Source organism: Streptococcus oralis (assembly GCF_901543815.1).
Classification (GTDB): Bacteria; Bacillota; Bacilli; order Lactobacillales; family Streptococcaceae; genus Streptococcus; species Streptococcus oralis_CM.
The window spans coordinates 79,679-101,239 of sequence record NZ_CABEIU010000002.1; the positions used below are offsets into that span (position 1 = coordinate 79,679).

Genomic DNA, 21,561 nt, shown 5'->3' on the forward strand with positions numbered 1-21,561 from the left:
TTATGCTTCTAGATGACTTTACCTGTCCAAGCGCTCATACCGCCTCGAACATTGATGACATCGTAGCCTTTTTTCTTTAGTTTCTTAGCGGCTAGTTTGCTTCGCACACCAGAATGACAAATGACATAAAGTGTTTCTTTTGTCGCTGGTGTGTAAGAACCGATTTCCGTTAAAGGAACATTTTTGGCATTTTTGATATGACCTCTACGGAATTCCATAGGCGTCCGAACATCTAGTAGCTGAATCGGTTCCTTAAGTTTAGCTTCTAACTCGCTGGTAGAAATACTGTCAATTTTTGTAAATAATAAGTGAAACATAGGCACCTCCAAATATACCCTTATGGGGTATATTAAACCATGAAGTCAATCTTTTGTCAAGCAAGTTGTTTTGACTTGGGAGGGGATTGATTTCGAGAGTCTAGAAAGCAGGCCATTCTTGACCTTTCAAAGGCTTTTTGATATGATGGGGCCAAACTAAGTATGAGGTGATAAGATGACTAGCGAATACCAGAAAATGATATCAGGGGAGCCTTACCGTCCGTCGGACCCAGAGTTACGGACCTTGGCGCAGGCTTCTCGCCAAAAACAGGCTGTCTTTAACCGAGAAGAAGATCCCTTGAAGGGAGCCGAAATCATCAAGACTTGGTTTGGCTCAACTGGGCAAAATCTCTATGTCAATCCACGTCTGGTGGTCGATTATGGGGTCAATATCCATCTAGGGGAAAATTTTTATTCTAATTGGAACTTGACCATGCTGGATGTTTGTCCGATTCGCATCGGGAACAACGCCATGCTTGGTCCCAATTGTCAGTTTTTAACCCCACTCCATCCACTGGATCCGAATGAACGCAATTCAGGGGTCGAATATGGCAAGCCCATCACCATCGGAGACAATTTCTGGGCTGGTGGTGGCGTCACAGTTCTTCCTGGAGTGACACTGGGAAATAATGTCGTTGCTGGAGCAGGGGCTGTAATCACCAAGTCCTTTGGAGACAATGTCGTCCTAGGTGGCAATCCTGCGCGTGTGATTAAGGAAATACCTGTGAAATAGAAGTGAAAAGGAACAGCCTGGGCTGTTCTTTTTATGAGCTTTAGTCTTATAAATTTTTCTTCTTTTTGGCTTTCTTGGTCAAGGAGACATCGTACTGGGGAATCTTGGTTTAAAAACCCTATTAAAGGTAGCCTAGCGTTCAAAAATTGTTTTTAGCAGTCCTCTCTAAAAAATTACTAGGCGAAATCTAATCCAAACTGAATTTAAGGAAACTTTCAGAAAAGTTTTAGTTTTGTTTCAGGAATCTTCTGTAGACTGTCTAGCTATATCATACGAAGGAGAGGAAAAAGGTATGAAATCAAAAAAATGGACCCTACTCGTAACGAGTTTAACGGCAATGGTGCTGCTGGCAGCATGTGCCCAGTCAACAACTACATCCAATACCAATGCAACTACAAATAATGCAACAACAACTGCAACAAAGACAAACCAATCATCCTATTTTACAGATAAGGACAATGATACCTCTTATGACGAAAGCACAGCTTCTAAAATTGAGCTATCTGGCTCATCTGCAAATGTTTCTGGGGATGGGGTGACAGTCTCTGAATCAACAGTGACCATCACAAAATCTGGAACCTATGTGATTTCAGGTCAGTCTGACGGAGTGCAGATCAAGATCGAGGCAGATAAGTCTGCAGATGTTCATCTAGTCCTAAAAGGCGCGACCATGACCAACACCAATGTAGCGATATCTGCGACATCAGCCGGCCATGTCTACTTGACTCTAGCAGAGGGAACCACCAACAGTCTCTCTGACTCAAGCTCTAACAGCGACGAAAAAGCAGATGCAGCTCTCTTTTCTAAGGTAGATTTGACCATAAACGGGAAAGGAACTCTCAATGTAGATGGCAAGAAGAACAATGGTATCAAGGCCAACGACACCCTCCATATCATGGGTGGAACCTATAACATCACAGCAGTTGGCGATGCCTTTAATGTTAATGATGAACTCAACATCACTGGTACGACTATGATCATCGATGCCAAAGAAGATGGCGTAAAGGTGGACAATGACGAGGATACTTCAGTCGGAATCATGTACCTATCCAACAACAACATCACCGTCACAGCAGGAGATGATGGCATCCACGCATCAGGTGATTTGGTTATCGATAGTGGTACCTACACCGTCAAGAATTCGACAGAAGGACTTGAAGGTAAATCCATCACTATCAACGGTGGGGACATTAGCATCTATTCGACAGATGATGGAGTCAACGCAGCTAATAAAAACGCCCAACAGAGTGAAATCTTCTTCACCATGAACGGTGGGAACCTGACAGTAGAAGTCGGTCAAGGAGACACAGATCCAATCGAATCAAACGGCAATATCACAGTCACAGGCGGAACCATTAAAATGACTGGTCAAACAGGTTTTGACTTTGATGGAACTGCGACCTACACAGGTGGAGATATCTATCTCAACGGTGAAAAACAAACGGAAATTGTCAACTCTATGCCTGGAGGCGGTGGACCAAATGGAGGCCCTCAAGGCGGCGGTCCAGCCCCTGGCGGACAAGGATAAACAAAAACTCTCCTTTCTCGAAAGAGAAGGGAGACTTTTTGTGTTTGAGAGATGGATTGTAGCTAAAACAACTCCCAATTAGGTCTTGAAAATTTCTTAGTCTGTTTCATATAAAAATGAGTAAAATGAATTTCCATCGCCAAGGTCATTAGAGTTGCGATAGCAATGACGATGGTAGGATTGGCTGAGAAAAGTAGAGGAAGAATAGGCCTTTAAAAAGTGGACAGGAAAGACCATTTCGGAGTATAGAGAGGAAGTTCAAAAACATTTTTAGAAATAAGACATGTGCATTATAAAAATCAGATACGAATCTGGTGTTTTATTTTTTTAAAGAATTTAACCCTTTCTCTTGACAAGTGAGTGATTACTCACTATAATAGCTTCGGTGATTTAAAAAGTGAGTATTAACTCACCAAGGAGGAAGTAAATGAAAACATTACTACATTTACAAGATTTAGTAAAATCTTTTGACCATCAAATAGTTCTGAATCATGTCAGCTTTGAATTGCAGCCAGGAGAAATTATAGGCTTAATTGGTCCGTCTGGTGCTGGTAAATCAACTATGATTAAGACTACGTTAGGAATGGAAAAGGCTGATGGAGGCGTAGCTTTAGTGTTAAATCACACTATGCCCAATCGCTATATTTTAGGAGATATTGGCTATATGGCCCAATCAGATGCTTTATACGAGACCTTGTCAGGCCAAGAAAATCTGGAATTTTTTGGTCAGCTAAAGGGGCTTTCTAAAAAAGACCTGAAGGCGGAAATTGCTTATATAGCTCAAGTAGTAGATCTGACGGACTACTTAAACAAGGCGGTATCTGGTTATTCTGGAGGAATGAAACGGCGTTTGTCACTGGCTATCGCGCTTTTAGGAAATCCTCAACTCTTGATTTTGGACGAACCGACAGTTGGAATCGACCCTTCTCTTCGAAAGAAAATCTGGAAAGAATTATTCGCGCTTAGAGACAATGGGGTTGGGATATTAGTTACTACCCATGTTATGGATGAAGCAGAGTTGACGGATAAGGTCGGCTTATTATTAGGCGGAAAAATCATTGCTTTTGATACACCGCAACACTTAAAAGAAAGTTATCAAGTTTCAAGTATTGAAGAAGTATTTTTAAAAGCAGAAGGTGAGTAAAATGAGAACAATAGCGATTGCAAAAAAGGTCATCAAAGAATTACTTCGTGACAAACGAACTCTAGCCCTGATGTTTATAGCACCTGTTTTTATCATGTGGTTGATGAACCTCATGTTTTCAGCTAGTACAACCGTGAATGTCAAGTTAGCAACACAGGATCTACCAACTGGTTTGGTAACGAAAATGGATGAGCTCGATCATGTGGATGTCAAGACTTATCAAGACTTAGATCAAGCCAAAGAAGCGCTAGCAAATGAAAAAGTCGATGCTGTGATTTCTTATAAAGACGGTGAGTACCAGGTCGACTACGCAAACACAGATGCCTCCAAGACCTCTATGATACGACAAGTGTTACGGACAAGTATCGCCAGTGAAGGCACCGATCAGTTACTATCTCGTGTTAAAAAAGCTCTTCCACAATTGGACTCGGACGCAAAAACACCAGAAATCAAGGAGTCTTACCAGTATGGAGATGAAAATACAAGCTTCTTTACCAATATGATTCCGGTTTTGATAGGTTTTGTAGTTTTCTTCTTTGTCTTTTTGATTTCAGGTATGGCGCTTTTGAAAGAACGCACCAGTGGAACACTAGAACGTTTGTTAGCAACACCAGTGAAACGATCTGAAATCGTCTATGGCTATATGTTGTCTTACGGTATTATTGCGATTTTTCAAACGGCAGTTGTCGTTTTAGCAGCAATTTGGCTACTAGATGTAGAAGTTGTAGGAAGTATTTTAAATGTTATAATAGTTAATGTGGTACTGGCTCTTGTAGCACTAGCTTTTGGAATTCTCTTGTCTACTCTAGCAAAATCAGAATTCCAAATGATGCAATTTATTCCTCTCGTGATTATGCCCCAACTTTTTTTCTCAGGAATTATTCCATTGTCATCCATGGGAGAATGGGCTCTAACTGTGGGGAAATTTTTGCCATTAACCTATTCTGGTGATGCAATAAGTCAGATTATTCTTTACGGGCACAATCTTGGTGATATTTTGTCAAATCTTGGTGTTTTAATGATTTTCTTGATCATTTTAACAATTCTTAATATTGTTGGATTGCGTCGTTATCGTAAAGTTTAGAAATCAACATAAATAATGCTAAAAAGGTGTGAAGATTAGATGGATAAGACTGTTTTTGAATCGTTTGAAGATTACTTAGAAGAAGCGAATTACCCTCAAGGAAAGAAAAAAATCATGCAGGCAGCAGTGGATCTCATATCAACCAGGAGTTACCATGGGACCTCAACTCTTCACATAGCTGAGCGTGCTGGACTAAGCCAGGCAACTTTGTTTAAGTATTTTAAGACGAAGGATGATTTACTGACGGCTATTTTACATCCTGTAGTCCCAGGCATTTTCGGTAGTTTTTTTGAGGAACTCTTAGCTTTTGAAACGACAGAAGAGAGGGTTCGTTATCTCGTCCATGATCGTATGAGCTATCTCAAAAAAAATCGTGCTTTGATGAAAATCATTCTGCAGGAGAGTTTTTCAAATAAAAAACTAAAAAATGAACAGATTTTTATCTGGAATGCTATTCAAGATAAACTTCGAGTGCTTCATAAGGAATTGCTAGCAGATCCACGTGTAAATCCAGAGTTAACGATTCCTCAAATGGTTCGTATTTGTGTTGGTCCATTGTTGGCTTACTTCGCTCAGCTTTATATCGTTAGCGATAATGGAGAAATAAAAGAGGAAGACTTGGACTTATTAGAAAAACAGATTTTAGGTGGTTTGTGGAAATAAGGGAGTTCTAGAAGAACTAAGGTTTATTTACTTGACTTTCAAACAAGCTAAAAAAGACATGTTCTGCTTATTTCAGATTCATGTCTTTTTGTTATTGCATTTGATATGTGTTTATAAGTCCTCAATCATTTTGCCAAAACAGAAACCAACCTCTCCAGCGGTGCAACGATTTCTTAAGTGTATGGAAGAGGAGATTTCTGGCTTGCTAAAGTCTCCTCCTTGACACTCCGTCAGCTTTTGATACAATAGTACAAAATTAGAGGAGGTGGGCTATGATTCAGAAGCATGCGATTCCCATTTTAGAGTTTGATGACAATCCCCAGGCGGTCCTTATGCCAACACATGAGGGATTGAACTTAAAGTTGCCAAAGAAGTGTATCTATGCGTTTTTGGAGGAGGAGATTGACCGATATGCCCAGGAAGTAGGGGCGGATTGTGTTGGTGAGTTCGTTTCGGCCACCAAGACTTATCCAGTCTACGTCCTCAACTACAAGGGTGAGAAGATTTGTCTGGCTCAAGCGCCTGTTGGTTCTGCCCCAGCGGCCCAGTTTATGGATTGGTTGATTGGCTATGGTGTGGAGCAAATCATTTCCACTGGAACCTGTGGCGTCCTAGCCGATATAGAGGAGAATGCCTTTCTCGTCCCTGTTCGGGCTCTGCGAGATGAGGGGACCAGCTATCACTATGTAGCACCTTCTCGTTATATGGAGATGCAGATTGAGGCTGTCTCTGTCATTGAGCAAGTCTTAGAACAAAGAGGCATTCCTTACGAGGAAGTTATGACCTGGACGACAGATGGTTTTTACCGAGAGACGGCTGAAAAGGTTGCCTATCGTAAGGAAGAAGGCTGTGCTGTTGTGGAGATGGAGTGTTCGGCTCTTGCGGCAGTAGCTCAGCTACGTGGAGTTGTCTGGGGAGAATTGCTCTTTACCGCAGATTCCTTGGCGGATCTGGACAACTACGACAGTCGTGACTGGGGTTCTGAAGCTTTTGACAAGGCACTCGAACTCTGTCTTGCTATTGTGCACCACATGTGAGTGTTCTGACTGTTTTTATGGTAGAATGTAGCTATGTTATTCAAATCTTTTTTGGAAAAAATCAAGACGACGCTGTCTCGTTTATCGCCAGCCCGTCGCATCTTTTTAAGTTTTGCCCTAGTGATCTTCTTGGGTTCGCTCCTTTTAAGCCTTCCCTTTGTGCAAGCAACAACGTCACAAGCGACCTACTTTGACCATCTCTTTACAACTGTATCCATGGTCTGTGTGACAGGGCTCTTCACCCAGCCAGTGGCCTCGACTTACAATATGTGGGGCCAGTTGATCTGTATGCTCTTGATCCAGATTGGTGGTTTGGGGCTCATGACCTTTATCGGAATCTTTTACATCCAAGGCAAGCAAAAGCTCAGTCTTCGTGGCCGGGAGACCATTCAAGAAAGTTTCGGTTATGGAGAAACCCAGTCTCTAAAGGATTTCATTCGTTCGATCTTTCTGACGACTTTTCTGGTGGAAGGGATCGGTGCCTTTCTCCTGAGTTTCCGCTTCATTCCTGAATTTGGCTGGGGTCGAGGGATGTTAACCTCTATCTTTCTGGCTATTTCAGCTTTCTGTAATGCTGGATTTGATAATTTTGGAAGTACGAGTTTGCTAGCCTTTCAAACGGACCCCTTGATCAATCTAGTGATTGCGGGTTTGATTATCACGGGTGGTCTAGGATTTATGGTCTGGTTTGACCTAGCGACCCAGTTTGGGAAAAAGAAAAAACGCCGTCTGCGTTTCCATACCAAGCTGGTTCTCTTTTTAACGGCGGGAATTCTGCTCTTTGGAACCGTATCGACTTTGTTCATCGAGTGGAACAATCCTGGAACGATTGAGAATCTCAGCGCTCCAGAGAAACTGCTGGTTAGTTTCTTCCAGACCGTCAGCATGAGAACGGCAGGCTTTGCTTCCATTGACTACACCCAGGCTCGACCAGTGACCTTGTTCATCTATATCCTACAGATGTTTCTGGGCGGGGCACCTGGAGGGACAGCAGGGGGGACTCAAGATTACGACCTTCTTTGTCTTGTTGGTCTTCGCTCGTAGCGAACTATTGGGCTTGCCTCATGCCAATGTGGCTCGGAGGACCATTGAACCCCGAACCGTGCAAAAATCTTTCAGCGTCTTTATTATCTTCTTGCTAACATTCTTGCTGGGCTTGATCCTACTAGGGATAACAGCAGAGGGAAATCCGCGCTTTATCTACCTTATGTTTGAAACCATTTCAGCACTTGCAACTGTTGGGGTGACGGCAAATTTAACGCCGGAGTTAGGTAAGTTAGCCCTCAGCATCGTTATGTTGCTGATGTTTATCGGTCGTATTGGTCCCTTGACACTACTGGTCAGTGTAGCGGAATACCAGCCAGACAAGAAAGATACGATTCACTATATGAAAGCAGATATCACCATTGGATAAGAAAGGAAGAACGATGTCAGATCGGACAATTGGAATTTTAGGCTTGGGAATTTTTGGGAGCAGTGTTTTGGCTGCCTTAGCCAAGCATGACATGAATATCATTGCTATTGATGACCACGAGGAGCGCATTAATCAATTTGAACCTGTGCTGGCGCGTGGGGTAGTTGGAGATATCACGGATGAAGAACTCCTTCTATCAGCGGGGATTGACACCTGTGATACTGTAGTTGTCGCAACGGGGGAAAATCTGGAGTCCAGTGTTCTCGCGGTTATGCACTGCAAGAGTCTAGGAGTGCCGACCGTTATTGCCAAGGTCAAAAGCCATACAGCTAAAAAGGTGTTGGAAAAAATTGGTGCAGACGCAGTCATCTCACCAGAGTTTGAAATGGGGCGCTCATTGGCACAGACCATCCTCTTTCATAACAGTGTAGACGTCTTTCAGCTGGACAAGAATGTATCGATTGTCGAGATGAAAATCCCCCAATCATGGGTAGGTAAAAGCCTCAGTCAGTTGGATTTGCGTGGGCGATACAACCTCAACGTACTTGGCTTTCGTTCCTACGAAAATGCTCCGCTGGATGTCCAATTCGGCCCCAATGACCTCTTGCAGGCAGATGCCTACATCATGGCCGTCATTAATAACCAACATCTGGACACCCTAGCTGAACTGAGTGAGTAGGAGAGGAAGGGCTACTCTCTTTCCAAATGATTAACGAGTCAATATAAGTATTTTATAAGAGGGATTTAAGAAAAATTTTAACTTTTTCTTAATCCTTTTTAATTTTAGGAGATTATACTAGAGTCATCAAAAAAAGAAAACTCTAAGGAGAATCCTATGAAATTCAATCCAAATCAAAGATATACTCGTTGGTCTATTCGCCGTCTCAGTGTCGGTGTTGCTTCAGTTGTTGTGGCTAGTGGCTTCTTTGTCCTAGTTGGTCAACCAAGTTCTGCGCGTGCTGATGTCGTCAATCCGACTCCTGCCCAAGTCGTGCCAGACGCTGCTTCTGTGAGTGAAAAGAGCGACTTACCAGCAGAGGTTCTCAAAAAAGCAGTCGATGTAGCTCTTCCTTCAGAACAGTCTGTTCCAACACCTAAAGAAAGTGTGGATACGACAAGCTCTTCAGAAAAAGCGGACGCAACTGCTAAAGAGCCGGTAGTAGCACCAAAAGAAGAAGTGCAAGCACAACCTGACTCTAAGAAACAAACAGAAGATGCAGTTAAACCTGTGGAAAGTCCTGCGTCTACAGTTTCTGGGCAAGACCGTGAAGCCAGTGAAGCGCAACCAGCGACCACCCCAGCTGAAGTGCAAAAAGGTGTGGCTGACAATACCAAAGACACAGTAGATGTTCCAGCTAGCTACCTTGACAAAGCCAATTTCCCAGGACCATTTACAGCTGGTGTCAATCAAGTCATTCCATATGAATTCTTCGCTGGTGACGGCATGTTGACTCGCCTAATCTTGAAAGCCTCTGATAAGGCTCCATGGTCAGACAACGGAACAGCTAAAAATCCCGCTCTCCCACCAGTAGAGAAATTGGGCAAAGGCCTTTACTTCTATGAAGTGGATTTGGCAGGCACCCAAGGAAAATCAGATAAAGAGTTGCTTGACCTTTTGAAACAAAATGGTACACAAAGCTATAAGGCAACCATCAAAGTGTACGGTGCAAAAGACGGCAAGCCTGACTTAACTAACCTCGTAGCGACTAAAGATTTGGATGTTAACTTGAATGGTTTGACCACTCCAGCTGAAGTCCAAAAAGGTGTGGCCAACAACACCAAAGACACAGTAGACGTCCCAGCTTCTTATTTGGATAGAGCCAACTTCCCAGGACCATTCACAGCTGGTGTCAATCAAGTTATTCCATATGAATTCTTCGCTGGTGACGGCATGTTGACTCGTCTTATCTTGAAAGCATCCGACAAGGCTCCGTGGTCCGACAATGGAACAGCTAAAAATCCCGCTCTCCCACCAGTAGAGAAATTGGGCAAAGGCCTTTACTTCTACGAAGTGGATTTAGCAGGCACCCAAGGTAAATCTGACAAAGAGCTGCTTGACCTCTTGAAACAAAATGGTACACAAAGCTATAAAGCTACTATCAAGGTGTACGGTGCAAAAGACGGCAAGCCTGACTTAACTAACCTCGTAGCGACTAAGGATTTAAATGTCAACTTGAATGGTTTGACTACTCCAGCTGAAGTGCAAAAAGGTGTGGCCGACAACACCAAAGATACAGTAGATGTCCCAGCTAGCTATCTTGACAAAGCTAATTTCCCAGGTCCATTTACAGCTGGTGTCAATCAAGTTATTCCATACGAAGCTTTTGGTGGAGATGGTATGTTGACTCGTCTTATCTTGAAAGCCTCTGATAAGGCTCCATGGTCAGACAATGGTTCAGCTAAAAATCCCGCTCTTCCACCAGTAGAAAAATTGGGCAAAGGCCTTTACTTCTACGAAGTAGACTTGGCAGGCACCCAAGGCAAATCTGACAAAGAGCTTCTTGACCTCTTGAAACAAAATGGTACGAAAAGCTATAAGGCTACCATCAAAGTGTACGGTGCAAAAGATGGCAAACCTGACTTAACTAATCTGGTAGCGACTAAAGATTTGGATGTTAACTTGAATGGCTTGACCACACCAAATCAGGTCAAAGAGTCTGTTGTTAACAATGTCAAAGACATGATTGATGTTCCAACTAGCTACCTTGAAAAAGCAAATGTTCCGGGTCCATTCTTGGCCGGTGTCAACCAAGTTATTCCATACGAAGCTTTTGGTGGAGATGGTATGTTGACTCGCCTCTTGTTAAAAGCTTCAGACAAAGCCCCATGGTCAGACAACGGAACAGCTAAAAATCCAGCTCTATTGCCACTTGAAGGCTTGGCTAAAGGCCAATATTTCTACGAAGTGGATTTGAATGGCAATACGGTTGGCAAAGATGGTCAGGCCTTGCTGGATCAACTTCGAGCTAACGGAACCCATACATATCTAGCTACTGTTAAAGTCTATGGCGCTAAAGATGGCAAACCTGATTTGACCAATCTGATTGCTACTCGTCAAGTAACGATTCGACTTCATGGATCAGAAATGGCGACAATACCATCTCAACAAGGTCAGATGAATACGAAGCCTTCTGAAACAGGCTCTACAGGTACGACTGAGGGTATGATGGGTACAAATCACCATATGTCAGATATGAAAGTAGATCAACCAGCTTCTAGCCCAATGGCTAATATGATGAAAAAAGATGATAAAGCGATGTTACCAAATACTGGGGAAGCTAAAACGGCTACAGCTGGCCTTGGTATCTTTGGTCTAGCCTTGGCAGGTCTTGTTGGACTTTTGGGTTTGACAAGCAAACGAGAAGATTAAGATTCAAATCACTTAAACATTAGGGAAAATAGTGTTATACTAAAGCAAGTATAACACTGTTTTTATCGAAGGAGTGTCAGATGAAAAAGACAATTTTGCTGGTTGATGATGAGATAGATATTCTAGATATTCAAAACCGCTATCTTATACAGGCAGGTTACGATGTTTTGGTCGCCCATGATGGTAAGGAGGGCTTAGAGCTTTTCAGAAAAAAATCTATCGACCTCATTATCACAGATATCATGATGCCCAATATGGATGGTTATGATTTTATCAGTGAAGTTCAGTATATTGCTCCGGATCAACCCTTCCTCTTTACAACTGCTAAGACAAGCGAACAGGATAAGATTTATGGCTTAAGTTTGGGGGCAGATGATTTTATAGTCAAACCCTTTAGCCCACGCGAATTGGTTTTAAGAGTGAATAATATCTTGCGTCGCCTTAGCCGTGGAGGAGAGACAGAACAGATCGAGTTTGGTGACTTGGTAATCAACCATGTGACTCATGAGGTTCGCATTGGGGAGCAACCTTTGGAATTGACAGTAAAATCCTTTGAACTTCTATGGATATTGGCCAGCAATCCTGAGAGAGTCTTTTCAAAGACGGAACTTTACGAGAAGGTATGGCAAGAGGACTATGTGGATGATACCAATACACTCAATGTTCATATCCATGCTTTGAGGCAAGAGTTGACCAAGTATACAAATTCAAATGCTCCTGCTATCAAAACTGTCTGGGGTTTGGGCTATAAGATGGAAAGACCAAGAGGTAGAAAATGAAATTAAAAAACTATATTTTAGTGGGGTATCTAGTGTCGACTCTACTAACGATTTTGGTCGTTTTCTGGGCAGTCCAACGAATGTTGATTGAGAAAAGTGAAGTTTACTTTCTCGTTGGAATGACCTTGATTGCTAGTTTCATTGGCGCTGCAGTGAGCATCTTTCTTTTGTCGCCTGTGTTCTCTTCTCTGAAACATTTGAAAAAACAAGCTCAGGATATAGCCAGCAAGGATTTCAGCACAGAAATTGAAACCAAAGGCCCATTAGAATTTCAAGAGCTGGGCCAGGCTTTTAATGACATGTCCCACAATTTGCAGGCTACCTTTCAATCACTTGATGAGAGCGAGCAAGAAAAGAGAATGATGATTGCGCAGCTCTCTCACGATATTAAAACTCCCATTACCTCCATTCAGGTTACTGTTGAGGGAATTCTAGATGGAGTGATTAAGGAAGAGGAGCGGCTCCACTACTTAGCCACGATTGGTCGGCAAACTGAGCGTCTAAACAAGCTAGTGGAGGAGTTGGATGTTTTGACTCTTAACACACAACCTCAAGATACTGCTGATGAAGAAGTCGAAGAGGTCTTTTTAGATCAGCTGTTGATTGAGTCAATGAGTGAATTTCAACTCCAGATTGAACAAGAGGAGCGGGATGTTTACATTCAAGTGTCACCTGAGTCGGCGAAAATCAAGAGCCATTCTGACAAACTCTCTCGCATTTTAGTTAATTTGTTAAACAATGCCTTTAAATATTCAGAACCAGGAACCAGAATCGAGGTTCTTGCCCAATTAACAGAACAAGAATTGACAATCAGTGTAAAAGACGAGGGGCAGGGGATCCTTCCTGAGGATTTGGAAAAGATTTTTAAACGACTTTATCGTGTGGAAACTTCGCGCAATATGAAGACGGGTGGACATGGATTAGGACTTGCGATTGCACGCGAACTAGCCCATCAGCTTGGTGGCGAAATCACAGCAGAAAGTCAATATGGCTTAGGGAGCAAGTTTACATTCAGTCTCAAATTGAAATAAAGCTGTAAAATTCCTTTACAAATCTAGCTTTTCATGGTATAATAGCCTTTGTGTGAAATAGCAGCAGGAAAGCATGAAGCTCGTCAACAGGTGTCTTATGACAAGTAACCTTGGCTGTTTAGGCGAAGGGCATCTGCACGAATCAGGGCTTTCTAAGTGACTATTTCCACCGAAATATTATTTATATCAGGAGGACATACATATGTCACGTTATACAGGACCATCTTGGAAACAAGCTCGTCGCCTTGGCCTTTCACTTACAGGTACAGGTAAAGAATTGGCACGTCGTAACTACGTACCAGGACAACACGGACCAAACAACCGTTCTAAATTGTCAGAATACGGTTTGCAATTGGCTGAAAAACAAAAACTTCGTTTCACTTACGGTGTAGGTGAAAAACAATTCCGTAACTTGTTCGTACAAGCTACAAAAATCAAAGGCGGAATCCTAGGTTTCAACTTCATGCTTCTTTTGGAACGTCGTTTGGATAACGTTGTTTACCGTCTTGGTCTTGCGACTACTCGTCGTCAAGCTCGTCAATTCGTAAACCACGGTCACATCCTTGTTGACGGAAAACGTGTTGATATCCCATCATACCGCGTAACTCCAGGTCAAGTGATTTCAGTTCGTGAAAAATCATTGAAAGTTCCAGCAATCCTTGAAGCAGTAGAAGCAACTCTCGGACGTCCAGCATTCGTATCATTCGACGCTGAAAAATTGGAAGGTTCATTGACTCGCTTGCCAGAACGCGACGAAATCAACCCAGAAATCAACGAAGCGCTTGTCGTTGAATTCTACAACAAAATGCTTTAATTTTAAGAAATATCTTACAGAAAGCCTACAACAGTGGGCTTTTTGCTTTGTCTTAAAACGTTGATTTCTGGGTTTGCTTAGATATTTGCTAGATTGATTTCATAGCCGTTTCAAAGAATGAGACGGCTTTTTTGGCGTTCTCTTTTGAGAGGTGGCTATATATATCCATGGTCATACTGATTTGTGAATGACCTAGGCGGTGCTGAAGCTCCTTGTAAGGTATGCCAGAGTTAAGCAGTAAACTAGCGTGGGTATGACGGAAACCGTGAAAGCCAATGTTAGGAACGTCAGCATGTTTGAAGTGGGTTCTTAATCTGGTTTGTAAGGTTCGATTATTGGGGTACTCATGTATGAAGTCAGAAAAGACCACCGTTTCAGTACGTCCAAGTTGCCAAGCCTCTTGTATTTGCCTACGTTTATATTGCTTGAGCATAGCGACTGTTTGGCGGTCTATATCTATATCCCGATAGCTAGACTTTGATTTTGGGCTATTGATTTCTTGCTTATAGTTTAGAGTCTTTGTGACGTGGACAATGGCATTTTCTAGGTCAATATCTGACCAGGATAGGGCTAAAGCTTCATTGATACGGCAACCAGTGGCCAGTAGAAACTTGTAAAGTGTAATCTCGTAAAAATGGCGGTACTTGTTACTGTCTAAACTATCGAGATAGCCAAGAAACTTTTTAAGCTCCTGATTGTCAAAATGTTTGATCTTGTGGCGGTTTGCTTTTTGATTGTTTCGAGGTAACAAGACCTCACGGGCTGGATTGAATGGGATAGCTTGCATAATGACACCATATTGAAGAATACGCTTGTTAAGCGCGTGGATTTTATCATAATGCAGATACGCCCCAGTCTCTCCTTTATTAGTCTTTTCTGCCAGTTGGTTGACGATGGATTGAATAAGTGGAGTTGTCAGCTTATCGAGCTTGTATGAGCCAAATAGAGGTAAAACGTGGGCTTTTAAGAGCTTTCTAGTAGCGTCTTGACTATTTGGCTTCACAGTATGTTTGTGATTATCCCACCATAGGCTAGCTAGCTCCTCGTAGGTGGATATAGTAGAAGCTTGAAACCTGGTCGATCCGTTTACCTTAAAGTCTATAATTGCGTCTTGGGCTTTTTGCTTGACCTCTTTTTTAGTGCGCCCCGTGACTTTCGTTGTGACTTGTTTGCCTGTTACCTGATCAATGCCTAGATAGACACTAGAGCGGTAGACTATTGACCCGTCTTTTTTACTATGTTGCGTTATTTTCATGATGATAAACCTTTCTAAAATACATCAGCAGGCAAGCTATTATTAAAAAGGTTTTAGATTATGGTTTATATCATGCCAGGGCTTCATAGTTTGCGCCTATTTTAATTTGTTTTCGGGAGTTTGGCTCAGATTATTCATTGTAACCAATGCCCCAGTATGGAATATATTGCATATTCTTTTTACCAGCATTTTCATCATAAATTTTTATTTTATTATTTTCTAATGCAAGAGAAATGAGTTTGGAAGCAACGGATGATTGTTTATTTGTTAATCCGAATCTTTTTCTAAGTGTGCTATTTGTCATATAATCATCTTCGATGTATAGTATAGCAGAATGATAATAAATAGCATTTATTTTTTCTCTATTACCCATTTCCTGGATACTTCGTCGTTGGTGTAAAGTAACAACAGTATAATTATCTTTAGCAGATATATCAGGAGCGGGTAGATGATTTAATTCTAGCGTCAATATAATCTTGTCTATACCACTTCCGCGAGATTCTACTAAATGCATCTTTCGAAACAGATTAGCTAAATCTTCATTTCGAGAATAAGGAGGCATGTCAAGTAATCTTTCTGGACGATTAAGAGGAGATCCTGGATTTGTGAATACAATTCTATTATCGAATATTTCAATTGTTGGGGAGCTACCTTTTACAGAAAAATCCTGATGTACAATTTGATTTGCGACAATTTCACGTATTACAAGAGGAGGATAATCTGTATCAGAGGTAATTTGCCCATTTTCTTTTAATGTCTCTGGATTTCTAGGTAAATGACTTTTGATAAATTTTAGCAAACCATCAAAACCAACGGCAGCTCCTTTACTTGCTGTGTTATCGGCCACTGCACTAAGTTTATTATTTCCATCATACCTAATTACTCGTAAAGCATGAGATGATAGGTTTTCAAAGTTATTAATATTCTTTGCGAAAGTAAATGCCCCCATATTGGTTAGATTAAAAGTTTTTCCAGAAGATTCTATAATTCCATCGTTTATCATATAAGTAATTATTTCTTCGTCAGTTGAGCCAACAAAATAGCCTAGCATCTTCAAATAAGAATTAATATCAAGTAATTCTTTGATTTTATCAAAGGTACATGCGGTTTTTGCAAATTCTCTTTCGAATGATCGTGCTTCAAAGGATTTCCATAACTCTCTCTCTTTTTCGGGATAGTCCTTTAAGTTTTTCAATGAAGAGCCGCTTCTAATGTACCGACTACCATTAAAAGCAATAGGTCTACCAGCTTTCATATGGATAACTAGAACGACAACATGATTTTGATTAATATCATATTCTTCAAACCGAATTGTAATACGAGGGTCAAGCATTCGTTCTAACCAAGTAATAAATGGTTCTCCACCATGTTTTTCAGTTTTTGGGTAGAATTTTGTACCGACGATCTCTTTTGAATCATCGTCAATTCCCCAAATTAGGTACGAAAATTGTCGATTTAAAATTGCTGATGAATTGGCCAAAGCTGATATATATTTACCTATACGTTCATGATCATTATTATTTACTTTATATTCAATAATTTCATCTTCGTTTTTAGTCAATAATTTTAATAATTTTTCTGAATCTTTATTTTCCATAATTTTTATTTTCCAAGTGATTTCTAAATGAGTTAAAAACACTGTTAAATCAACGTTTTTTTATTTTCCAAGTAAATTCCACGCGCCCAAAAGTTGAACTATACAGTTTTGTTGATGTCGACAAAATTAGTAGAATTTTTTAGGGGGCAACTGGTTAAATGTTACAACGAACAAAGAGCGAAGTAAGAGAAGTCACGCGCTTCAGGATTGTTGGATATTGTGGCGCGTGGGTTTAGAATCCTTTCCTCCATGGTTCTTTTTCTTTCTTTTGTTCCTCCTTAATCTTAGTGGCCATTTTTACTTTTTCAGCCATATCAGAAACCAGATTCTTTATTATCTTTTTATCTTCCTTAGGGAGTATTCCATAATTTAGTAATAACTCTTCTTCATCGGTATATGAAAGCTGATTTACTGCAGATAAGAATGAAGTAAGATTAGAATAATCAGGTTCATCATGACCAGTTATATATCGCTCTTCCAGCACCTTCATTAAATCATCGCCAAGAATAGAATAAACCCTAGCCTTTACATGGTTATTTGGATCATCGGGATCCTTTTGGTAAAGTTGATAGCTTGCTTCTTGGCTGTCTCTATACTCACTGTGCCCTAACAAGTATCCAACGGATACATTGAATAAGTCGGCTAGCAGTTTAGCCTTTTCGGATCCAATAGAGTGCTTTTCATTTTCCCAATTTGAAATAGTTAGTTTAGTAGTACCTATTTCATTAGATAACTCTTCTTGAGTTAGACCTTTTTCTTTTCGCAATTCTTTCAATCTATTCATAATTTTTGTTACCTTTCATAGTTGATTATACACAAGAGTTTTTAAAAAATCAAAGAAAACTATATATTTTTTAAAAATATTGTTGACAGATAATAAAAAACTATATATAATAACAGTAAAGGTATAGAAAACTATATCAAAAATTCCCCATGTTACCTTTTCGCTTTCAATCTATGGGGAGGTTGCTTTTTTAGAAAGGGGGAAACCTATGAGCAAACTACGAGGCTATCGGGTTATGTTAGGACTAACTCAACAACAGATGGCGGACAAGCTAAAAATTTCTTTGCAGTCATACAACAACAAAGAATTAGGTAAAACACCATTCAATGACAAAGAACGCCTAGCGATTAAGTCAATGGTTGCAGAAATCAAATCAGATATAACCATAGATGAACTATTTTATAGCTAGAAAGGAGCAAACTAATGGAACTAGTCTACATGGACGGTAAGAAAGAGCCGTACACATTAAGTAGTATTGTGGCAGAATGTGCAGAAGTTAAGCACAGACATTTAAAAATTTTGCTGAATAAGCACCGAGAGGACTTTGAAAGCTTCGGAAAGGTGCAATTTAAAATTTCACCTTCAGGGAGTGGGCAAAATGTACGGGACTATATTTTAAATGAACAACAAGCAACATTGCTGATCACTTACTTACGAAATACAGAACTCGTAAAAGAGTTTAAGAAGAACCTAGTCAAAGCATTCTTTGAAATGCGTGAGGAACTTTCTAAGTTTCGTATGCAGAGGGCGCTAGAAAAGCCAAAAAGAAAAACACTGCATGACAGCATTGAGAACTGGGAACAAGCACCAAAGCACGCGCATAGCACCATGAACAACTTGCTACTAAAAGCAGTAACCGACAGGAACGCTAAACAGTTAAGGGAAGAACGTGGGGGCTACAATGGCATTGATAGCTTGACCAGTGACGAGCTGGAACAGTACCAAGCGTTTGAGGACATGGTAATAGCCATGATTGGCTTAAATATGAGTTATCAAGAAATTAAGTCCATGGTATTCAGAAATAAAAAACCACGCACTAAATGCGCGTGATCGCAACAAAAAAGGCTTACCGAGACCAATCAGCAAAGCCTTTCACACTAACACTAAAACGAATTTAACAAAAAGCAGGCAAGCTATTATTAAAAGGGTTTTAGTAAAGATTTATACCTAGATTATAGCATATTTAGGACATTTTGACCATACGGAGAGCGCCAACTCTTAAAACTGGTACTTTCTCACGCTTTCAAATATTGGCGACTCTGAGCGTGAGGAATGTGAGCAGGAAAGACATTAAAAAGCTGTCAAAGCAGGACAAGCCCAGCAGGGCAATTACACAAACATAGAAACAGAGGTAAAAAACATGGATACATACTTTGAAGATTTTGAAAAAGAGCTGGGACTTGTAGAGGAAAAGCTAGATATTTTATCAGAGTGGCATTTATCCAAGGAACACCATGGAGCAACAGAAATTGCTGAAGATTGTAGATCAGCAATTAGTCAGTTATGGATTCAGTTTTACAAATTATCTGAAGCATATAAAAAGCAAGAGGCAAGTCATGAGGATTTCTTTAATAGGAATGTTGAGAATTTGCTTGGAGAATTAAAAAAATATGACGACGAATGCACAGAAAGGCATGGTGAAGCTCCTGACTGGTTGCTATTCAGTTTCTTAGATCAAGCAATAAAAGAAAACAATTTAAGTAATGGGATCAATCACACAACTGCTTCAACCTGGACGTATTTACGTAGCTTGATTATAAAGGATTTGAAAGAAAGAGGGCTGTTGAAATGAACGAGCTAGATTTAACCAATACACAGGCGGTTATCTTTTCCGTGGTACTGATTGGCTTACTACTTTATCTAAACCACCGAGATCGCCAAAAAAGCGCCCAAATTGAGCGAGAAAGCACACGGGAGATAGAAACACCTAGCAAGGATTTAACCCCTGAATATGGGCGATATATCCAGCTTGCAGGGGTAGACGTATGGGGAGGAATTGAATGAGTCTAACAATGAATGACAAGCGAGTATTAAGACTAATCAAGGTCGGGGCTGAGAACTCCATAACAGGGGCAGAAATCAGCCTAATCACTAAACTAGCAGAAAGAACTGTACAGGACATTATCAGCCGTCTAATCACGCGCTACGGTGTTCCTATCGTTGGGGTTCGGCATGGAGCTTTTAGAGGCTACTTTATCCCAGCTAACAAAGAGGAGCTACTGGACGGAGCAAAGGCATTCTATAATCAAGTACAAGAGGAGCAGAAGCGACTAACTGTCCTTTTGAATGCCGATTTAGAGAGCTACAAGCTACTACTGAAAGGGGCGGAAGACTATGTTTAGTTTAAGCAAAGAAAGCGAAAACGAGTTAGCCCATGGTGTTTTAAACCTTGTAGAAAAATACCTGGAGGCGCGTGATATACTTAAACCGCGTTTGACAGGTTTAATCTCAGCTCAGGAGGCAATGGCTGAGTTAGATATAAAGTATAAGACACTCCAAAAGTGGGAGGAAGCAGGGCTAAGACGATACCAGCCACCACTAGAAGACACTAGGAAAATCTATTATAGAGTTTCTGACTTGTTGAAGTTTCTGGGGGTGGAGAATGGCTAGCTTTGAAAGATTCCCCGGACAGAGAAAATCTGTCCGGACTACCAACGGCTACACTTGGAAAAATAGACAATTAACGCTTGAGCAACGCAAAGAGTTACAACAATTAAAGAAAATGAAAAAGAAACGATTGAAAAACCAGAAAGGATAACCAATGACAGAAATTAAAAAACTAGGACAAGTTCCTGCTGAGACAATAGGGCCATCTGCTAGCATTTTGACAGGATTGTTGAGACGCGGGCAAGTATTGGGTATATCGGCGCCAAGAAGATCCTTAAAGACTAGCGTAGTTATCTCCCTAGCTCTATCTTTAGCCCAGGGGAGTAATTGGCTAGAGTGGAAGAGTAAAAGAGCTTTCAACGTCTTGTATATCAATACGAATCATAAAGAAAACGACTGTTTTAGTAAGTTCATGCAGATTGCCCAACTTTTAGAAGTTGAGCAAAAAGATCTTGACAATATTTCTATCTTAACTCTTCCAAAGTCAACGGCTTTAGAAGAGTTAGCCAAAGTTGTAAAAGATAAAGTACCAAACAACGCTTTTCAAGTGGTTATTATTGATAGTATTGATAATTTGAAATTACTACAGTTTGGGGGCTCCTTAGGGGATTATTTACAACAGATTAACCAACACGTAGGCGGCGGCCTGATCTATACACAAAGTCATAGAGATAGACCGAAAGGGACTACGGAAAGTTCAGACTTTGCGCAGTGGTCAGAGTCTCTAGCTCATTGCGATAGCTTGTTGGAATTTTTCAAGATGGAATTAGATCCAGAATTGTTACGCCTAGAGAGGCTAGAAGCCGTCTGGGATTTGGCCAAGAATGTAATGACTACGCACAATAAAAGATATTTTCAGCTAAACGTAACAAATGATTATATCAGTTTTAAAAACAAGAGAGCAACAAGCGAGGATCTACGAAATCATATTGAGGTAGCGCTAGAACATTTACCTACTGAACAAACGCAGGAAATTCTAACACATTTTGATAACATAGATTTGCCGTTAAAAACGCGAACTTATTGGAGACTTGAAGCAGTTACCTCGGAAGCTTATTACGACGGGGAGAAAAATTTTCTTTTCTACTATCCACAGTTGATAAATGATAAGGAGAAAATATTAGCCTATCACGAACCAGGGTTACCACTTTCAAAAGAACAGAAAGAAAAAGCATGGGCTAATGAAGAAACAAAAGAAAAAGCGACAAACAAATTAAAATCTATGATAGCAAACTTTGAACAGGCGAATAATAGACTACCCAATAAGTCAGAGCTTTCTCGTTTTGCCAAAATCAGCAGACCTACCTTAGACAAATTGATTGATGAATCCGATAATAACATAGTGGTCATCGATGGAATGATACAAGAAAATCCTGCTTATTAACAACTTTAAATATGTAAAGA

The 21,561-nt window shown here is 40.7% G+C and carries 23 protein-coding genes and 2 pseudogenes; 20 read left to right on the plus strand and 5 right to left on the minus strand.

All coding sequences use genetic code 11. The annotated features are described in order from the left end of the window. Positions 1–8 precede the first annotated feature (8 nt). Complete coding sequence (locus FQT28_RS00435) at positions 9–317, minus strand: rhodanese-like domain-containing protein (RefSeq protein WP_000468869.1); 309 nt, start codon at positions 315–317, stop codon at positions 9–11. 175 nt (positions 318–492) lie between these two features. Here FQT28_RS00435 and FQT28_RS00440 point away from each other — a divergent pair, with 175 nt between their 5' ends. Further along, positions 493–1,050: a sugar O-acetyltransferase gene (locus tag FQT28_RS00440; protein ID WP_143989088.1), complete on the plus strand. Its 558-nt coding sequence runs from the start codon at positions 493–495 to the stop codon at positions 1,048–1,050. A 292-nt stretch (positions 1,051–1,342) separates the two neighbouring features. Continuing rightward, a complete protein-coding gene (locus FQT28_RS00445) occupies positions 1,343–2,578 on the plus strand; it encodes a carbohydrate-binding domain-containing protein (protein ID WP_143989089.1) in 1,236 nt (411 codons plus the stop codon). Between the two features lie 62 nt (positions 2,579–2,640). Here the strand turns inward: FQT28_RS00445 and FQT28_RS10235 are convergent. Continuing rightward, positions 2,641–2,775: pseudogene (locus FQT28_RS10235) on the minus strand (low temperature requirement protein A); the annotation flags it as partial. Positions 2,776–3,005: 230 nt separating this feature from the next. Here FQT28_RS10235 and FQT28_RS00460 point away from each other — a divergent pair. From FQT28_RS00460 to rpsD, 10 genes and pseudogenes are all read left to right on the plus strand, one after another. Further along, positions 3,006–3,722, plus strand: a complete 717-nt coding sequence (locus FQT28_RS00460; protein ID WP_000854376.1) for an ABC transporter ATP-binding protein — start codon at positions 3,006–3,008, stop codon at positions 3,720–3,722. A gap of 1 nt (position 3,723) precedes the next feature. Further along, on the plus strand, positions 3,724–4,806 hold the full coding sequence (locus FQT28_RS00465) for an ABC transporter permease (RefSeq protein ID WP_125849102.1): 1,083 nt from the start codon (positions 3,724–3,726) through the stop codon (positions 4,804–4,806). 39 nt (positions 4,807–4,845) lie between these two features. Continuing rightward, positions 4,846–5,469 (plus strand): TetR/AcrR family transcriptional regulator, encoded by a 624-nt coding sequence (locus FQT28_RS00470; RefSeq protein ID WP_000361924.1) that lies wholly within the window; start codon positions 4,846–4,848, stop codon positions 5,467–5,469. A gap of 272 nt (positions 5,470–5,741) precedes the next feature. After that, on the plus strand, positions 5,742–6,506 hold the full coding sequence (locus FQT28_RS00480; protein WP_143989090.1) for a nucleoside phosphorylase: 765 nt from the start codon (positions 5,742–5,744) through the stop codon (positions 6,504–6,506). A gap of 33 nt (positions 6,507–6,539) precedes the next feature. Beyond that, positions 6,540–7,920: pseudogene (locus FQT28_RS00485) on the plus strand (TrkH family potassium uptake protein). 13 nt (positions 7,921–7,933) lie between these two features. After that, on the plus strand, positions 7,934–8,599 hold the full coding sequence (locus FQT28_RS00490; protein WP_001283884.1) for a potassium channel family protein: 666 nt from the start codon (positions 7,934–7,936) through the stop codon (positions 8,597–8,599). Between the two features lie 156 nt (positions 8,600–8,755). Then, positions 8,756–11,290 carry an SSURE domain-containing protein gene (locus FQT28_RS00495; protein WP_143989091.1) on the plus strand — a complete coding sequence of 845 codons (2,535 nt, stop codon included), beginning with the start codon at positions 8,756–8,758 and terminating at the stop codon, positions 11,288–11,290. An 80-nt stretch (positions 11,291–11,370) separates the two neighbouring features. Next, positions 11,371–12,069 (plus strand): response regulator transcription factor, encoded by a 699-nt coding sequence (locus FQT28_RS00500; protein WP_000751223.1) that lies wholly within the window; start codon positions 11,371–11,373, stop codon positions 12,067–12,069. Next, positions 12,066–13,100, plus strand: a complete 1,035-nt coding sequence (locus FQT28_RS00505) for a sensor histidine kinase (protein WP_143989092.1) — start codon at positions 12,066–12,068, stop codon at positions 13,098–13,100. The genes FQT28_RS00500 and FQT28_RS00505 overlap by 4 nt, the downstream gene beginning before the upstream one ends. 202 nt (positions 13,101–13,302) lie before the next feature. Beyond that, on the plus strand, positions 13,303–13,914 hold the full coding sequence (gene rpsD / locus FQT28_RS00510; RefSeq protein ID WP_000092756.1) for a 30S ribosomal protein S4: 612 nt from the start codon (positions 13,303–13,305) through the stop codon (positions 13,912–13,914). Positions 13,915–14,002: 88 nt separating this feature from the next. Here the strand turns inward: rpsD and FQT28_RS00515 are convergent, their stop codons facing one another. The 3 genes from FQT28_RS00515 to FQT28_RS00525 all read right to left on the minus strand — a co-directional run bounded on the left by FQT28_RS00515 (position 14,003) and on the right by FQT28_RS00525 (position 17,550). Beyond that, entirely contained in the window at positions 14,003–15,169 is a 1,167-nt protein-coding gene (locus FQT28_RS00515) for a tyrosine-type recombinase/integrase (protein ID WP_125450512.1), read from the minus strand. A gap of 130 nt (positions 15,170–15,299) precedes the next feature. Further along, positions 15,300–16,766 (minus strand): ATP-binding protein, encoded by a 1,467-nt coding sequence (locus FQT28_RS00520; protein WP_045616686.1) that lies wholly within the window; start codon positions 16,764–16,766, stop codon positions 15,300–15,302. A 232-nt stretch (positions 16,767–16,998) separates the two neighbouring features. Further along, positions 16,999–17,550 (minus strand): helix-turn-helix transcriptional regulator, encoded by a 552-nt coding sequence (locus FQT28_RS00525; RefSeq protein ID WP_101785561.1) that lies wholly within the window; start codon positions 17,548–17,550, stop codon positions 16,999–17,001. Between the two features lie 208 nt (positions 17,551–17,758). On the opposite strand from FQT28_RS00525, the gene FQT28_RS00530 reads away from it, so the two are divergent. The 8 genes from FQT28_RS00530 to FQT28_RS00560 all read left to right on the plus strand — a co-directional run bounded on the left by FQT28_RS00530 (position 17,759) and on the right by FQT28_RS00560 (position 21,541). Further along, positions 17,759–17,959 carry a helix-turn-helix transcriptional regulator gene (locus FQT28_RS00530; protein ID WP_000040966.1) on the plus strand — a complete coding sequence of 67 codons (201 nt, stop codon included), beginning with the start codon at positions 17,759–17,761 and terminating at the stop codon, positions 17,957–17,959. Positions 17,960–17,973: 14 nt separating this feature from the next. After that, positions 17,974–18,600, plus strand: a complete 627-nt coding sequence (locus FQT28_RS00535) for a Rha family transcriptional regulator (protein WP_125450511.1) — start codon at positions 17,974–17,976, stop codon at positions 18,598–18,600. 310 nt (positions 18,601–18,910) lie between these two features. Further along, positions 18,911–19,342, plus strand: a complete 432-nt coding sequence (locus FQT28_RS00540) for a hypothetical protein (RefSeq protein WP_125450510.1) — start codon at positions 18,911–18,913, stop codon at positions 19,340–19,342. After that, a complete protein-coding gene (locus tag FQT28_RS00545; RefSeq protein ID WP_125450509.1) occupies positions 19,339–19,554 on the plus strand; it encodes a hypothetical protein in 216 nt (71 codons plus the stop codon). The genes FQT28_RS00540 and FQT28_RS00545 overlap by 4 nt, the downstream gene beginning before the upstream one ends. After that, the gene (locus FQT28_RS00550; RefSeq protein ID WP_125450508.1) at positions 19,551–19,892 is read left to right on the plus strand and encodes a DNA-binding protein; all 342 of its coding nucleotides are present in this window, start codon (positions 19,551–19,553) and stop codon (positions 19,890–19,892) included. Before FQT28_RS00545 ends, FQT28_RS00550 begins: the two co-directional genes overlap by 4 nt. Next, the gene (locus FQT28_RS00555) at positions 19,885–20,160 is read left to right on the plus strand and encodes an XRE family transcriptional regulator (RefSeq protein ID WP_125450507.1); all 276 of its coding nucleotides are present in this window, start codon (positions 19,885–19,887) and stop codon (positions 20,158–20,160) included. Before FQT28_RS00550 ends, FQT28_RS00555 begins: the two co-directional genes overlap by 8 nt. After that, positions 20,153–20,308 carry a hypothetical protein gene (locus FQT28_RS09885; RefSeq protein WP_013903991.1) on the plus strand — a complete coding sequence of 52 codons (156 nt, stop codon included), beginning with the start codon at positions 20,153–20,155 and terminating at the stop codon, positions 20,306–20,308. Before FQT28_RS00555 ends, FQT28_RS09885 begins: the two co-directional genes overlap by 8 nt. Positions 20,309–20,311: 3 nt before the next feature. Further along, complete coding sequence (locus FQT28_RS00560; RefSeq protein ID WP_143989093.1) at positions 20,312–21,541, plus strand: AAA family ATPase; 1,230 nt, start codon at positions 20,312–20,314, stop codon at positions 21,539–21,541. Positions 21,542–21,561: the final 20 nt, after the last annotated feature.

Excerpts from the sequence above, each read along its gene's own strand:
- FQT28_RS00435 (WP_000468869.1), bottom strand. The coding sequence starts at position 317 with ATGTTTCACTTATTATTTACAAAAATTGACAGTATTTCTACCAGCGAG.
- FQT28_RS00440 (WP_143989088.1), top strand. The coding sequence starts at position 493 with ATGACTAGCGAATACCAGAAAATGATATCAGGGGAGCCTTACCGTCCG.
- FQT28_RS00445 (WP_143989089.1), top strand. The coding sequence starts at position 1,343 with ATGAAATCAAAAAAATGGACCCTACTCGTAACGAGTTTAACGGCAATG.
- FQT28_RS00460 (WP_000854376.1), top strand. The coding sequence starts at position 3,006 with ATGAAAACATTACTACATTTACAAGATTTAGTAAAATCTTTTGACCAT.
- FQT28_RS00465 (WP_125849102.1), top strand. The coding sequence starts at position 3,724 with ATGAGAACAATAGCGATTGCAAAAAAGGTCATCAAAGAATTACTTCGT.
- FQT28_RS00470 (WP_000361924.1), top strand. The coding sequence starts at position 4,846 with ATGGATAAGACTGTTTTTGAATCGTTTGAAGATTACTTAGAAGAAGCG.
- FQT28_RS00480 (WP_143989090.1), top strand. The coding sequence starts at position 5,742 with ATGATTCAGAAGCATGCGATTCCCATTTTAGAGTTTGATGACAATCCC.
- FQT28_RS00490 (WP_001283884.1), top strand. The coding sequence starts at position 7,934 with ATGTCAGATCGGACAATTGGAATTTTAGGCTTGGGAATTTTTGGGAGC.
- FQT28_RS00495 (WP_143989091.1), top strand. The coding sequence starts at position 8,756 with ATGAAATTCAATCCAAATCAAAGATATACTCGTTGGTCTATTCGCCGT.
- FQT28_RS00500 (WP_000751223.1), top strand. The coding sequence starts at position 11,371 with ATGAAAAAGACAATTTTGCTGGTTGATGATGAGATAGATATTCTAGAT.
- FQT28_RS00505 (WP_143989092.1), top strand. The coding sequence starts at position 12,066 with ATGAAATTAAAAAACTATATTTTAGTGGGGTATCTAGTGTCGACTCTA.
- rpsD (WP_000092756.1), top strand. The coding sequence starts at position 13,303 with ATGTCACGTTATACAGGACCATCTTGGAAACAAGCTCGTCGCCTTGGC.
- FQT28_RS00515 (WP_125450512.1), bottom strand. The coding sequence starts at position 15,169 with ATGAAAATAACGCAACATAGTAAAAAAGACGGGTCAATAGTCTACCGC.
- FQT28_RS00520 (WP_045616686.1), bottom strand. The coding sequence starts at position 16,766 with ATGGAAAATAAAGATTCAGAAAAATTATTAAAATTATTGACTAAAAAC.
- FQT28_RS00525 (WP_101785561.1), bottom strand. The coding sequence starts at position 17,550 with ATGAATAGATTGAAAGAATTGCGAAAAGAAAAAGGTCTAACTCAAGAA.
- FQT28_RS00530 (WP_000040966.1), top strand. The coding sequence starts at position 17,759 with ATGAGCAAACTACGAGGCTATCGGGTTATGTTAGGACTAACTCAACAA.
- FQT28_RS00535 (WP_125450511.1), top strand. The coding sequence starts at position 17,974 with ATGGAACTAGTCTACATGGACGGTAAGAAAGAGCCGTACACATTAAGT.
- FQT28_RS00540 (WP_125450510.1), top strand. The coding sequence starts at position 18,911 with ATGGATACATACTTTGAAGATTTTGAAAAAGAGCTGGGACTTGTAGAG.
- FQT28_RS00545 (WP_125450509.1), top strand. The coding sequence starts at position 19,339 with ATGAACGAGCTAGATTTAACCAATACACAGGCGGTTATCTTTTCCGTG.
- FQT28_RS00550 (WP_125450508.1), top strand. The coding sequence starts at position 19,551 with ATGAGTCTAACAATGAATGACAAGCGAGTATTAAGACTAATCAAGGTC.
- FQT28_RS00555 (WP_125450507.1), top strand. The coding sequence starts at position 19,885 with ATGTTTAGTTTAAGCAAAGAAAGCGAAAACGAGTTAGCCCATGGTGTT.
- FQT28_RS09885 (WP_013903991.1), top strand. The coding sequence starts at position 20,153 with ATGGCTAGCTTTGAAAGATTCCCCGGACAGAGAAAATCTGTCCGGACT.
- FQT28_RS00560 (WP_143989093.1), top strand. The coding sequence starts at position 20,312 with ATGACAGAAATTAAAAAACTAGGACAAGTTCCTGCTGAGACAATAGGG.